The sequence below is a fragment of the Veillonella sp. VA141 genome (assembly GCF_003992175.1).
Classification (GTDB): domain Bacteria; phylum Bacillota; class Negativicutes; order Veillonellales; family Veillonellaceae; genus F0422.
This window is the reverse complement of the sequence record NZ_RQVM01000007.1, coordinates 132,579-146,670: the sequence shown is the minus strand read 5'-3', so window position 1 is coordinate 146,670 and position 14,092 is coordinate 132,579. Positions and strand designations below refer to the sequence as shown.

At 40.2% G+C, this 14,092-nt stretch carries 15 protein-coding genes and 1 rRNA gene; 13 read left to right on the top strand and 3 right to left on the bottom strand.

What is annotated here, in order from left to right:
• The 7 genes from rrf to EO112_RS08195 all read left to right on the top strand — a co-directional run.
• Nucleotides 1-106 (top strand): 5S ribosomal RNA (gene rrf, locus EO112_RS08225); the annotation flags it as partial.
• Between the two features lie 733 nt (nucleotides 107-839).
• Nucleotides 840-1,436: a hypothetical protein gene (locus tag EO112_RS08220; protein WP_126941172.1), complete on the top strand. Its 597-nt coding sequence runs from the start codon at nucleotides 840-842 to the stop codon at nucleotides 1,434-1,436.
• Between the two features lie 188 nt (nucleotides 1,437-1,624).
• A complete protein-coding gene (locus EO112_RS08215) occupies nucleotides 1,625-2,467 on the top strand; it encodes an energy-coupling factor transporter ATPase (RefSeq protein ID WP_127163874.1) in 843 nt (280 codons plus the stop codon).
• Nucleotides 2,452-3,321: an energy-coupling factor transporter ATPase gene (locus EO112_RS08210; protein WP_127163872.1), complete on the top strand. Its 870-nt coding sequence runs from the start codon at nucleotides 2,452-2,454 to the stop codon at nucleotides 3,319-3,321. The genes EO112_RS08215 and EO112_RS08210 overlap by 16 nt, the downstream gene beginning before the upstream one ends.
• A complete protein-coding gene (locus EO112_RS08205; protein ID WP_127163870.1) occupies nucleotides 3,311-4,117 on the top strand; it encodes an energy-coupling factor transporter transmembrane protein EcfT in 807 nt (268 codons plus the stop codon). The genes EO112_RS08210 and EO112_RS08205 overlap by 11 nt, the downstream gene beginning before the upstream one ends.
• The gene (gene truA, locus EO112_RS08200) at nucleotides 4,114-4,896 is read left to right on the top strand and encodes a tRNA pseudouridine(38-40) synthase TruA (protein WP_127011058.1); all 783 of its coding nucleotides are present in this window, start codon (nucleotides 4,114-4,116) and stop codon (nucleotides 4,894-4,896) included. Before EO112_RS08205 ends, truA begins: the two co-directional genes overlap by 4 nt.
• A gap of 130 nt (nucleotides 4,897-5,026) precedes the next feature.
• Complete coding sequence (locus tag EO112_RS08195) at nucleotides 5,027-5,329, top strand: hypothetical protein (protein WP_126941162.1); 303 nt, start codon at nucleotides 5,027-5,029, stop codon at nucleotides 5,327-5,329.
• Nucleotides 5,330-5,588: 259 nt separating this feature from the next.
• Here the strand turns inward: EO112_RS08195 and EO112_RS08190 are convergent, their stop codons facing one another.
• On the bottom strand, nucleotides 5,589-6,959 hold the full coding sequence (locus EO112_RS08190) for an NCS2 family permease (RefSeq protein WP_009353152.1): 1,371 nt from the start codon (nucleotides 6,957-6,959) through the stop codon (nucleotides 5,589-5,591).
• A gap of 332 nt (nucleotides 6,960-7,291) precedes the next feature.
• Between EO112_RS08190 and EO112_RS08185 the strand changes: the two genes are divergently transcribed.
• From EO112_RS08185 to EO112_RS08175, 3 genes are all read left to right on the top strand, one after another.
• Nucleotides 7,292-7,708, top strand: a complete 417-nt coding sequence (locus EO112_RS08185; RefSeq protein ID WP_009353240.1) for an Rrf2 family transcriptional regulator — start codon at nucleotides 7,292-7,294, stop codon at nucleotides 7,706-7,708.
• A gap of 30 nt (nucleotides 7,709-7,738) precedes the next feature.
• The gene (locus EO112_RS08180; protein ID WP_062401192.1) at nucleotides 7,739-8,170 is read left to right on the top strand and encodes a MarR family winged helix-turn-helix transcriptional regulator; all 432 of its coding nucleotides are present in this window, start codon (nucleotides 7,739-7,741) and stop codon (nucleotides 8,168-8,170) included.
• A 156-nt stretch (nucleotides 8,171-8,326) separates the two neighbouring features.
• On the top strand, nucleotides 8,327-9,538 hold the full coding sequence (locus EO112_RS08175; protein WP_127061700.1) for an MFS transporter: 1,212 nt from the start codon (nucleotides 8,327-8,329) through the stop codon (nucleotides 9,536-9,538).
• Between the two features lie 67 nt (nucleotides 9,539-9,605).
• On the opposite strand, the gene EO112_RS08170 is transcribed toward EO112_RS08175, so the two are convergent.
• Together EO112_RS08170 and EO112_RS08165 are read right to left on the bottom strand one after the other, a co-directional pair.
• Complete coding sequence (locus tag EO112_RS08170; RefSeq protein ID WP_127061702.1) at nucleotides 9,606-10,985, bottom strand: cell wall metabolism sensor histidine kinase WalK; 1,380 nt, start codon at nucleotides 10,983-10,985, stop codon at nucleotides 9,606-9,608.
• A 3-nt stretch (nucleotides 10,986-10,988) separates the two neighbouring features.
• Nucleotides 10,989-11,663, bottom strand: coding sequence for a response regulator transcription factor (locus EO112_RS08165; protein WP_127011056.1), 675 nt, complete (start codon nucleotides 11,661-11,663; stop codon nucleotides 10,989-10,991).
• A gap of 186 nt (nucleotides 11,664-11,849) precedes the next feature.
• Here EO112_RS08165 and EO112_RS08160 point away from each other — a divergent pair, with 186 nt between their 5' ends.
• The 3 genes from EO112_RS08160 to EO112_RS08150 are packed head-to-tail and all read left to right on the top strand — an operon-like array spanning nucleotide 11,850 to nucleotide 14,035.
• Complete coding sequence (locus EO112_RS08160; protein ID WP_164723762.1) at nucleotides 11,850-12,332, top strand: ECF transporter S component; 483 nt, start codon at nucleotides 11,850-11,852, stop codon at nucleotides 12,330-12,332.
• 1 nt (nucleotide 12,333) lies between these two features.
• Nucleotides 12,334-13,044, top strand: coding sequence for a hypothetical protein (locus EO112_RS08155; protein WP_127163868.1), 711 nt, complete (start codon nucleotides 12,334-12,336; stop codon nucleotides 13,042-13,044).
• A gap of 16 nt (nucleotides 13,045-13,060) precedes the next feature.
• Complete coding sequence (locus tag EO112_RS08150) at nucleotides 13,061-14,035, top strand: hypothetical protein (protein WP_127163865.1); 975 nt, start codon at nucleotides 13,061-13,063, stop codon at nucleotides 14,033-14,035.
• Nucleotides 14,036-14,092: the final 57 nt, after the last annotated feature.

The following is a 14,092-nucleotide window of genomic DNA, read 5'->3' as shown; positions in this document are numbered from 1 at the left end:
TGGCTACGAGGAACCACCTGTTCCCATCCCGAACACAGTAGTTAAGCTCGTAAACGCCGAAAGTACTTGGCTGGAAATGGCCTGGGAGGATAGGAAGTTGCTGATTAAGAAAATAAAGAAGACGCCGAAAGGCGTCTTTTTTATTTTTTCATTCAATATATTATTTTGGTCTGGCCGTTTCCAGCCAGATTAATCGAGTAATAACTAAGGTATATCTGATAAGGCCTGGGATAAGCAGGGCTCATGATTTAAAGGAGCAAAGCGACGCATAAATCTTAGAGCATCGCTTAGTTCCTGGCGTAAGATTTTGAAGCCCCAAAGGGGCACACAAAATCCACAGTCAGGAACACATAGGAAGTTGCAAATGATGATGTACGAGGAGAGTCGTTTCCAGCCAACATGGCAGAAGTAATATCTATGAAAGAATACCATAGGTCTGGGATCCCCAGGGAACCACTTTCATAGGAGCGAAGCAACGCATGAAAGTGTGTGAATCGGGGAGTTCGGCCCGTAAAATTTTCTACGACCGAAGGGAGTAAAGAAAATCCACAGGGCAGAATAGGAAGTTGCATAAGCAGGGCTCATGATTTAAAGGAGTGAAGCGACGCATAAATCATAGAGCATTGCTTAGTTCCTGGCGTAAGGTTTTAAAGCCCGAAGGGCGAATAAAACCCACAGTCAGGAATACATAGAAAACATCAAGAATCAAGATATTAGAAAAATTTTATAAAGAACTGGCTTCTATTTTTAAAGAATGAGATAATGCATATAATTTGAAATGCTTTAAAATTATATAGAGATATTATATAATAAAAAAAGGGGGCTTGAGGATTATAAATATGAAAAAACTATATGTATTATTTGCTATGGCGTTCACTGTACTTTTATTAGGGGTTGTAAATACACATGCTATGGGTTTATTAGAAACACCTAAACAACCAATTGCATTATTTGTTCAATTAGATCCTAATCACGTAGGTAAACCTTTAGAGATTAGTGAGGAATTATATACAAAAGTAAACGAGAAGTTAAATACTGTTGGTTATGAAGCAATTCCATTCGCAAAAGCACAAAAAGATTTAAAAGTATACATTAGAGATAATGATAGTAATGAAACACAACGAGATCAAGATAAGGGTGTTATACTTCGCACTAAAGATTTAAAAGCACTAGCTGAAAAAGAAGGCACTCGTTATGTTATGGTGTTGGCGACTCGTGTTACATCAGCTGAAGAAAAAGTTAATTTCTGGACTGGTCTTAGAAAAAATCTGACAATTATGACTAATATTATTATCTATGATGCTCAGGAAGGCGATTATGTGATGGATGAAGATTTCTCTAGTGTAGGTAAAACAAGTGGTAGCTACGATAGAGCTTTTCATAGAGCTGTAGAGGATACTCTTACCAAAATTGACTTACATCAATATTTAAAATAGTAATTATTTTATATCCCCCTTATAAGTTATCACCATTCTACTTATGTAGAGTGGTGATTTTTAATTTGTCAACTATAATAGGTTCCCCAAGGTTGCCTATTGTCCTAAACCTCTCTACAAGGTATAATGAAGTAGATTGTAATACGAAGTAACAATTGTACTTACGTAGAGAGGAAATTAGATAAAAAATGAAACAAGTTATGATCGCTACGGACCATATGAGTCATGTGTACCAAGACGAAATGGGCCGTGAGGTACACGCCTTACAGGATGTGAGTGTTCATATTCATGAAGGCGAGTTTGTCAGCATTATCGGGACCAATGGGAGTGGTAAAAGTACCCTTGCCAAACACTTTAATGTCCTATTGCAACCTACATCTGGTACCGTTACCGTTTTAGGAATGGATACAAAAGAAGAAAATTTAATTTGGAATATTCGCCAAAATGTGGGGATGGTATTCCAAAATCCAGATAACCAAATTGTGGCAGCTATTGTAGAAGAAGATGTGGCATTTGGGCCAGAGAACTTAGGGGTCCCAGCTCCTGAGATTCGCAGCCGTGTCGATGCCGCATTAGCAGCTGTGAACATGTCGGATTATGCGTTACATGGGCCTCACCTTTTATCAGGGGGGCAGAAGCAACGCATTGCCATTGCTGGTGTACTAGCGATGAAACCGAAATGTATTATTTTAGATGAGCCAACGGCTATGCTCGATCCGAAAGGTCGTAAGGAAGTGATGGATACGGTGTATCGCCTTAACAAAGAAGAAGGAATCACCATCGTATATATTACGCACTTTATGGAAGAGGCCGCCTTGGCAGATCGCATCATCGTGATGAAACAAGGCAAGGTCATCGATGAAGGGGCCCCAAAAGATGTATTTATGAATGTAGACACGTTAAAAGGTCTTGGTCTCGATGTACCGGTGCCATCAGAAATTGCAGTGCGTTTACAAGAACAAGGGGTAACTATGCCAACGGGTATTACCACCAATGAAGAACTAGGGGAGGCCATATGTCAATTCAATTAGAACATGTTACCTACACCTATGGGCAGGGGACACCTTTCGAAAAAACGGCCTTGCACGATGTGAACTTGACCATTCACGAAGGTGAGTTTGTAGGTATTATCGGTCATACAGGGTCTGGTAAATCTACATTAGTACAACATCTAAATGGCTTATTGCACCCCACAACAGGCACTGTGAAAGTAAATGGTGTTGACTTAGTGGATAAAACAGAAACAGTTAAACAAACTCGTCACAAAGTAGGCATGGTATTCCAATATCCAGAACATCAACTGTTTGAAGAAACGATTGCTAAAGACATTGCCTTTGGTCCTAAAAATTTAGGTTTCGATGAGGCAGAAATAGATCGTCGTGTGCGAGAAGCGATGCAATTTGTAGGCTTAGACTACGATACCTATGCAGAGCGGTCTCCCTTCCATTTGTCGGGAGGACAAATGCGACGTGTGGCAATCGCCGGAGTCATTGCCTTAGACCCAGACTATTTAATTCTAGATGAGCCTTCTGCTGGACTTGACCCATTTGGGCGAGAAGAAATCTTTGGAGAAATCATGAAACTACACAAGGAAAAAGGTATTACCGTTATCCTTGTATCTCATAATATGGAAGATATTTCCCGCATGGCAAATCGTTTGATCGTGATGCACCAAGGAAAAGTTTTACTAGATGGCAATCCTATCGAGATTTTCCACAATGACCGTGAGAAATTACAATCTGCGGGTGTCGATGTACCGCCATTGTCGCAAACATTACAAGCTTTGGCAGAACGAAATATTCCAGTCAATATTGACCGTGTCCATGTCCATGAGGCAGTAGTAGACATTTTCGACTATCTCAAGGAGGTGCACCATGCTAAGTAATATTACCATCGGCCAGTACTTTCCAGGAGATTCTTTGCTCCACCGCATGGATCCACGGGCCAAGATTATAGCCACTATGATCTTTATCATTGCGATCTTCTTTGCAGACAGTTTGGTGACATATAGCATTGTGGCGGCCTTTACCTTCGGTTGTTTGGGTCTGTCTCGTTTGCCAGTGCGACTCGTGTGGCTATCCATTAAACCATTGTGGATCATCATCGTATTCACCTTGGCCATTCATGTGTTCACTACACCGGGAGAATACTTGTTTACCTATGGTTGGTTACACATCAGCCGAGAAGGTCTCAATTTGGGCGGTCTCATGGCAGGACGATTGATTTTCTTAATCGTGTTTTCCTCCTTGTTGACCTATACAACGTCGCCCATACGTTTGACGGACGGTATTGAAAGACTCCTAAACCCGTGGAAACGCTTTGGCGTACCAGCTCATGAACTAGCTATGATGATGACCATTGCTTTGCGGTTCATTCCGACCTTATTAGAGGAAACGGATCGCATTATGAAAGCCCAAGAATCTCGTGGGGCTGACTTTACTACCGGCTCTTTGGTAAAACGGGCTAAAAATATGGTACCTTTACTTGTGCCATTATTTATTAGTGCTTTCCGCCGTGCCGATGAATTGGCAGTAGCTATGGAATCTCGTTGTTACCGAGGTGGAGAAGGTCGTACACGGATGAAAGAATTACGCTATAGTCCATTAGATTTCTATGGTATTGGCGCAGTGGTGTTCGTGAGTCTTCTCTTAGCTGTATTGCGGTGGGGACTTGGTATATGACAAGAACCATACAACTCATCGTCGCCTATGATGGCACAGAGCTTTGTGGATACCAACGACAACAGAATGGACCTACCGTACAAGGCTATTTAGAGGAAGCTTTATCTAAGGTTTGTAATGAACCCATCACGATTTACGGATCCTCTCGGACGGATGCAGGTGTCCATGCTAGAGGACAAGTAGTGGCATTCACTACTACGGGTAAGATTCCCGTAGATAATCTAATGAGAGCCCTCATTGCTCACATGCCACCTTATATTGTGGTCCGTGAGGCACAGGAACTGTCGTCGGATTGGAATCCACGGAATTATGTGAAAGGGAAGGAATACATTTACACCATTCATAATGATGCCGTGGTTGATCCACTACAACTGCGTTATGCCTACCATGTGCGCAAACCGTTGGATATATCGTCCATGAAGCAAGCCGCAAAGGCATTAGAAGGGACACATAATTTCAGTACTTTCAAAGGCCATAATACGACGGTACAAGATCCAGTGAAAACCATGTACGCTGTAAAGGTATTCCAAGAGGGAACGACTGTCAGAATCCATGTATTAGGAGATGGATTCGTGTATCACATGGTGCGGAATATAGCAGGATTCTTGGTGGATGTAGGCTTAGGTCGCTTTCAACCGGAGGACGTGCCACGTATTATAGCTGGTGAGAATAGACAATTAATCGGGAAAACAGCGCCTGCCCATGGACTGTGTTTAGATACGGTGTTTACTGATGAGGCTAGCTTACAAGAGCGGGTACGGAGCATAGCGAACCTATAGGCAGATATGCAGGTATGTATAAGGAGTATCTGCAACAGATAGAAAGTCGTTATGTAATTGTTGTGAAACATCACATTTGTTAATATATAAGTGTAGCCCTACGATAGGGCGTACAATGTAGGAGGTTATCATGAAAGAAGACGGAATCCACACGCATATTGCGATCAAAATGCCAGAGTATATTATTGATGTAGATGAATTGGTGAATGATCCGGTGAATCGTCGTAAATTAGCTCGATTCATTATGAAACGCCATTTAGATATGGATAAAATTATTAATGAATTTGTAAACAATCCAGAGAACGAAGCAGAATTAATGCGCTTTGCAGCATCTGTGGTATTCTCCAAAACAGGCCGCGACATGAATGAATATAGTGAAGATTTGTTGCCATTGTTCTTTGAAGAAGCAGTATACGAAGACGACTTGCTGTAGTACAAGAGTTGGGACTAGGTCCGATCCCTGTTGATTATAGGCATATGAAATACATACGAAATACAATGAAAGGGTCCTGTGGGACCCTTTCATTGATGTATAGAGAGATATGCCTATTGTCATGTAAAACAAGTTGGCGATTACTCTTATATGAGTAGTGCTAGCATGTATTATAGAATCTAAAAAATAGAGGAAAGTTGATGATGGAATCAACTTTCCTCTATTGTATTTGGAGTTATTTTATATGTTATTCAGTATGTTATTCAAACCAAATGTATTTTGCCAATACAATCGCACCTAGTACATACATAAACCAGTGTACATCTTTATGACGGCCAGTGATAAACTTCATCAAAGGATATACAATAAGACCAGCGGCAACACCATTAGCAATACTGTATGTAAATGGCATTAATACAATAACTAAGTAGGCAGGGAAACCTTCTGTCCAATCGGAGAAGTCGATTTCACGGATAGCTTCCATCATTAGTGCTCCTACTAAAATAAGTACAGGAGCTGTAGCTGCATTCGGAACTAATGCGATTAATGGAGCAAAGAATAGACAAAGGATAAACATGATGCCGCAAGTAACAGCAGTCAATCCTGTACGACCGCCAGCACCTACGCCAGCAGCACTTTCAACGAATGCAGTAATTGTGCTAGAACCAAGCATAGCACCGAAGCTAACGCCAAGGGAGTCTACAATCATAGCTTTACCAAGACCTGGGAATTCACCCTTTTTAGGGTCTGCAATGCCTGCTTTAGAGGCAGTAGCAATCAGTGTGCCCATGGAGTCAAAGAGTTCAACGAAAGTAAATGAAAAGATAATAGTAATAAGTCCAACATGGAATGCTGATGAAATATCCAATTCCATAAAGGCAATTTTACTGAAATCAGGGACTGCTATAATGCTTAAAGATTCTGGTAAAGTAGCGATACCAGTCGCATAAGCAATGATAGATGTGATGATAACACCAATTAATAGAGATCCAGGGACACGACGAGCCATGAGAGCGGCAGAGAAGAACAAAGAGAAAAGAGATAAAAGCACTTCAGGGTTGCTTAAGTTTCCTAATGTTAATAAGGTTTCTGATGCAGCTGGTGCTCCATGACCTTTGGCAGTTACAATGTCGTTCAATGTGCCAGGTTGTAAGGATAAGGCGATAGTCATAAGTCCAGATAGTTTCAAACCAATGATACAAATGAACAAGCCAATACCTACGGTGATAGCAATCTTTAAAGAAGAAGGAATTGCTTCAATAATAAGTTGACGGATTTTCGTCAGAGTCAGTACAAGGAATACAAGACCAGAAATAAATACAGCACCTAATGCTGTTTGCCATGTTAACCCCATACCTAGAACCACGGTGAAGGAATAAAAAGCTAATAGGCCAACTCCTGGTGCTAAAGCAATAGGATAATTAACAAATACTCCCATGGCAATGGTGACTAAACCACCACCCAAGGCTGTAGCAATTAATACAGCATCTTTATCCATACCAGCTAGGCTTAGTAAGTTGGGAGCTAATAGCAAAATATATGCCATCGTAATAAAAGTCGTCAGTCCTGCTAGTATTTCTGTACGGACTGTAGTATTTCGCTCCTTTAAGGCGAATACGCGTTCTAACATGGTGAACCTCCTAGTAATAAATAAAATTACATCCTTATTGTAGCATAGACTAGAAGGTTAGGATAGGTTTTTTGAGTCAATTTATTTAAAAAAATTATAAAACTTATAAAATTATATAAATTATACTAATAAGTTTATAATGGAGTACATTAGTAGGCGACACTGGTTTTCAGTATGTGTAAATATACAAAATATATTGCTTATATGCATATTGTGAGTGTTACTTATGCAATATAGGTACTAAATATGTACACAATCTATATAGACAAAATTCGTTGTTCTATATATAATATAGATTAGGTATAAATCCTACTTTTGAAGAGGTATTATTTATGAAAATTTCTACTAAAGGTCGATATGCATTACGCGTGCTAGTTGATTTGGCAGAGCACAGTGTAGATCGCAATGTATCTATTCGTGAAATGGCGGAGCGCCAAAATATTTCTGATAAATATTTAGAAGGAATTGTAGCACGATTGAGTGCAGCAGGATATGTAAAAAGTGTTCGTGGTAAGTATGGTGGTTACCAACTGACAAAAGAGCCAAAAGACTATACGGTCTATGATATTCTTGCTGCTACAGAAGATTCTATTGCAGTTGTAGCTTGCTTAGAGGAAGATGTGAACACATGTCCGATGAGCGAAGGATGCCGTACATTGCCATTATGGGAACATCTACAAAATCATTTGCGTGAATATATGCAAAGTTTAACGCTTCAAGATGTTATTGACCGACATTTTTCAGTGTAAGTTGTAAGAAAGAGGTAAGGGAATTTTAGGATGAAAAAAGAGAAATTAAAGGTAGAGCAAGAAATCGGCTTCCCTTTATATGCAGCAGCAAAAGAAGCTTTGCGAGCATGTCAACCAGAACTTTCTGAGTTGGGGATCACATATACACAATATCTTGCAATGTCTGTTATTTGGGAATATAAAGAAGCGAATCTAAAAATGATTGGAGAGAGAATCTATTTAGACTCGGGAACATTAACTCCATTGTTACGGAAGCTAGAGAAAAAAGGCTTAATTATACGTGAACGATTTAAACAAGATGAGCGTTCTATGATGATTACGTTAACAACAAAAGGAAAGTCTTTGGAGAAAAAAGTTCGACATATTCCAAAATTAATTGAAACGAAATTGGGATTATCTCAAGAGGAGCTTCAATTGTTACAGAATTTGTTATGGAAAGTCTTGCATAATGTCAAAGGCTAGATAGTGACAATCTACTTATAGTTACAATGAGTAGAGGATAGTATATCAACTATCCTCTATTTTTATTTCCCTGTCTATGGAGGGGACTTGTTGGGGCCTTACAGTAGATATGTTACAATAAGGTTACAATTTGTATATATCTAGAGGGAGTAAAGTATGAAAGGATTACAACAAACAGGAATGGTGGCAGTGTGGATTCTTACTATAGGGATGTCACTGCTTGCCATTTGTTATACAATGATCATTCCTTTCCTTCCCGTGTATCTTTTAGAGCTCGGTGTGGAACAGGAACAGTTAGCTATTTGGTCGGGCTTGTCATTTTCTATTTCATTTTTTATCGCTGCCATCATGGCTCCTGTATGGGGTCGATTGGCGGATCAGCATGGAAAGAAACTAATGGCAATCCGGGCAGGGATTTTGATTGGCCTATCGTATTTATGGAGCGCTTTTGTACAAGATGAATATCAATTTTTATTAGTTCGTGCGTTTCAAGGTTTTGCCAATGGGTTTATGCCAGCCGCTATGACTATGGTATCATTATCTGTGCCAAAAGAACGTGTAGGTACGGCGATGGGTATCTTTCAGATGGGTTTAGTCCTAGGGAATACTGTGGGTCCCTTAACAGGAGGGTTGACAGAACTAGCAGTAGGGATGCGGCCTGTATTTATGGTGGCAGGGATTACTTTATTTATCGTCACTGCAGCAATAGCTATCTTTGTGAAAGAACCACAAATGGAAAGTGAAACTCCTGTAAAAACAACTTCTTTTTCAGAAGATTTACAAGCAGCAAAACAAAATAAGGTACTACTCCATATTTTAGGGTTATATTTTTTAGTGCAAGCTGTTATGCTTATGCTACAACCTATCGTGGCCATTTATGTGGGAGAATTAAAAGGTTCCATGGAAGGGGCTGCCATGTTAGCAGGGTCCATTCTCAGCGGTGGTGGTGTGATGGGCATGATTATGACTAATGTGTGGGCTGCTTATGGACAGCGGCGAGGATACTTTAGGGTTATCTCGTATGGGTTGTTGGGTACGGGAACCGTATTATTATTGCAAAGTTTACCATTTGGATTATGGTGGTTTGGGGCCTTGCAATTACTTATTGGCGTATTTATTGTAGGTATATTCCCATCCCTTGGATCAGCTATGACCGTGAATACAGATCCATCAGTGCGTGGCCGAGTATTCGGACTTGCCACGACATCCCAACAATTAGGAAATATGATAGGACCACTATTTGCTAGCATAGTAGCCACCTATTGGGGTACATCCTATGTATTCTTGGTGGCAGGTATAGGAATGATGATCATTGGCTATTTGGTGTTGAAAATCCATGGAAATCGACCGAACATTCAATACATCTGATAGACTGTATATAGTGAGTGAAGTAAGAAAGAGGATATCCGACAATTTTGTCAGATATCCTCTTTTGTTATATTTCAGAATTATTATGAATTGGTAATTCAAAGCCAAATGTTGTTTTTACATCTGGTGTGCTTTCTACTTGCAGTGTACCTTCATGGAGTTGCACAACATTTTGTACAAAAAAGAGCCCAAGTCCGAGACCTTTATTTTCTTTTGAGGTACGTGAAGGGTCTACTTGGTACAATCGATCCCAAATTAAAGGGATGCTTTCCGGAGGGATACCAATGCCATCATCTTGAACGGAGATGTGAATGGTAGATCCTGAGGAGACTTCCAAGTGTACTCTCGTATGGGCAAATTTGAAAGCGTTGTCCAAAAGATTGGCCATTGCCTGTTGCAATAGGATTTGGTTGCCATAAACAATGATAGACTCATCAATATGGCTAGTAAAAGTAAGATGTTTCTCCTTACTTAATCGAGCATAGGTATGGGCTAATTGTTCAGCCACCTGGGATAGAGGGACAGGTTCTTTATCTATATTGGTTAGACTATCAAGGCGAGCAATTTCTAACAATTGTGAGACCATGTCTGCCATTCCCTTACTCTGAACAAAAATATTTTGAAAGCTTTCTTTTGCTTCTTCTAAGGAGGCTACATATTGACGAGCGTAATCACTTTCAGCTTGGATGACAGCAATAGGTGTACGTAATTCATGAGAAATGTCGGAATTAAAGCGCTTTTCACGATTAGAAGATTCTTCTAAACTGCTGAGCATATGGTTGAAAGTAGAAGCTAATTGATAGATAGTATCTCCAGATTCAGGGATATTTTCAATACGTTCTGATAAATCTCGCTTTAATGAAATTTGTGCAGCTAAATTGGTAACGGTACGTACTGGTTTTAAACCTCGTTGAATAATCCAATATCCCCCAATAGCAGCAACCGTAACGAAGAGAATACCACCGAATAATAAAGCGAAGAACATGCTATTTGACTTTCTATCAAGGAATGCCATAGGTACGACGCCACGAATATAGCCTTGTACACCAGGGCGATGCTGAATGGGAGCATCGTAGTATAGAAAAGAACGGTTCTGATGACTCACTTCAGTGATAGCATCAAAGGAAGGAGGAGCCTCTTTTGGAAATAAATCAGGTACATTACCTCGTAAGACGACTCCATCATGGGTATAGACTAAGAGAAAGATACCGTCATCAAAGGGCTTAAATTTTTTAGGGTCACTAGCGGATTCAATGACAGCCTCTTGTAGGTCTGTACGGATTTCATTTTGGTCCCAAATATGGGTGAATTGGATTACAAAGGTAGCTAATAGCCCTATCATTAGCAGTAGAAAAATAGAGTACCAACTAGTAATTTTATATACCAAAGGAACTCGCAAGAGAAGGGTCTCTATGGAGTTCCAACAGCGTTTGATTACATCGTGCATGGATTATTCCTCGGTGCGGAACACATAGCCTACGCCACGAACAGTTTGAATTAATTTTTTAGTTTCGTCGGTGTCCACTTTTTTGCGCAGGTCTTTAATATATACGTCGATTAGGTTGGAGTAACTTTCATAGTCGTATTCCCACACATGGTCAAGAATTTGTTGACGAGATAAAACGATATTTTGGTTGCTTGCTAAATAGAAGAGTAGGTCGAACTCTTTGGCAGTTAATGTTATAGGCTCTTCATTACGAAGAACGGAACGGCTCTTTTGATTGATGCGTAATGGCCCTGCAATAATATCTTCTGTAGCTTGATTACGACCACGGCGAGCTAACGCATAGATGCGAGCAATGAGTTCGTCAAATTCAAATGGTTTTACTAAATAGTCGTCAGCGCCTAAATTTAAACCAGATACTTTATCCTCTAATGTATCTTTAGCAGTTAAGAAAAGAACCGGGGTTTTGTTACCTTCTTCACGCATTTGTTGTACTACGGCATGACCGTCCATTTTTGGCATCATTATGTCCATAACGATCACATCATAACTAGATGTGGAAATATAATCTAATCCATCTTCTCCGTTAAAGCATTGATCTACAATCATAGATTCTAGTTTTAAACGTTTGGCAATAATATTATTCAGCATTTGTTCATCTTCAACAATTAAGACTTTCATAGGTGCTCCTTTCATGTTAAGGTATATATTTGTATTGTAACGTATTTTCAAAATAGATTAAAGAGATGTATATAAAAAGTATAGATGTTGTACATGAAAAGACCATGAATGATTGCTTTATACGGTGGGGTCACCTATAATAAACATAGAAATAGTATGAGTTATTCTTCCCTAGGAGGGGGTATTATGAATATTAGAACGATTACGGTCTATGCCTTATTGATTGCTCTTTGTGCTATAGGCGGACAGATTCATTTTGGTGTGTATTCCATTGGATTTGATTCGTCGCCAGCTTTTGTAGGAGCCTTACTGCTAGGACCTGTAGCAGGTGCTGTGCTTGGGGCCTTAGGGCATTTAGCAACGGCCGTATTCACCGGATTTCCTCTTAGTGTACCTATGCATGTGGTGGTAGCTTTGATCATGGCTTGTACTGGGGCTAGTATAGGATATTGTATACGTAAGAGGACTTCATCTTTCTCTTATGTAGTAAGTGGTATAGTAGGGTATATCATCAATGTAGGTTTAGGTCTAGTTGTGACATCATGGATGATGCACAGTGTAGAAGTTGTGGCGATTTTATTTGTGCCTTTGTCTTTAGCCTATCTAGTAAATTATGTGGGAGCGGCACTGGTAGTAAGTCAGCTGACTAAAGTTTTTGGTGGTAGATAATATGCGAGATATAACAAGAATTTCTTTGCAAAATGGTGTAGATTGGATTGTTGCTAGTGATATTAGTAGTGGTATCGGTTTGCAAGAACATGATGTATTAGAAGCCCCCTACTCTATGGTAGGTGCATTTGCGACTCGTGTAGCGATGCTAGAAATTTTATGTGCGAAAGGTGTAGTAAAAGGGATTCAATATCTCATTGGTGGTGACTATGATACGGTAGTGATACCTGTTATAAGGGGAATTCAAGAGGAATTGGATACATTAGGTATCGATGTACCAATTAATGGCAGCCATGAAAGCAATATGAAAGTAAGCACTACCTCTGTAGGGATTACTGCCTTAGGAATCGGGGAGCCAGAAATGCTTGGTACAGGGGAACCTTATGCTGTGTACGTATTAGGAAAACCCTTAGTAGGTAATGAAGTGCTAGAACAACCAGAATGGATTGTTACCTATGATGAGGTGAAACGAGCTTTGGCACATCCTAGTACATCTCGTGTGGTGCCCATTGGTTCCAGAGGTATCCGCCAAGAGTTGACAGTGTTAAGTTATTTAGAAGGGGCATCTATGGAGTCCATAGAACTGACTGATGATGAGTTAGATCATAGTGGTGGACCTGCTACGGCAGTGGTTGTATCTGTTCGTGCCAGTGGTGAAACAGCGTGGTTAGGAGAGTTCCCTAAGGCACAGTATGTAGGACGGCATAGATAATAGAAAGGATATAGATATGAAACAGTTACGATATTATATAGCATTGGCATTGGTAGCCGGTGGATTGACAGTGGCTCAAGCAGAGGCAAACCCATATGGTGTAGTGAGTCCTCCTGATTGGGAATATCAAGCGCTTATGACCTTGGTGAAACATGGAGCGATTACGGATACTAAGGGAGTAGATTTAGGGTCACGAGCATTCACTAGAAAAGAATTGATACCTATGATGGCAGATGTGGTGGCACGCCGTGAAACCATGAATGAAAGTGATCGCATGTTGGCATTGCGATTGTATAATGAAAACCGTCGTTCTATTATGAATTATGAAATTGAACAAGAAGAAGCAAAATCAGGTAAAGCACAAATGAATAGTGCTGATGAGGGAACACCAATCGCAGTGGAACCAGCTTTGACAAAAGAAGAAATCCAAAAGAAAATGGAGTCCTTCCAAATTGATGCATCTGCCTTGCCAAATCATGGGTTAGTACAAGTGCGTACTTTTCAACAAGGAACATCTCAGCGAAGCCATTTAGAATTAGTAGTGCCTTCGGCGAAGGCACAAGGAAACGTAGCCTTACAGCCTATTGATGGAGAAGTGCAAGAGGCTATAGCTGGGGGTCAATGGGATGCGTCTAAAAAGGAACAACGACCGCTTATGAAAGTGGCAAAACAAGAGTGGGTACTATTGCAAAAAGCAGAACGCAAACAGGAACGGTTAGACACACAAGCCCAACGCCAATTAGCGAAAGCTCAACGAAAACAAGAGGCATTGGCAAAGAAAGAGCAGCAACATTTGGCAAAGGCGGAACGAGCTAAGTTACAAGCAGAACAAAAATTGGCGAAACAGCAGGCAAAAGAGCAAGCTCGATTAGCAAAGCAACAGGCTAACAAGGAAGCTCAGCTAGCAAAACAGCAAGCTAAGGAGCAAGAAAGATTGGCAAAACAAGAGCAAAAAGAACGAGAGAGACTAGCGAAAAAAGCTAAGAAATAAGGGAAAGATATTTGCTATTATCGAAAAAGTTCGGTATACTAAAGAATAGCAATCCAT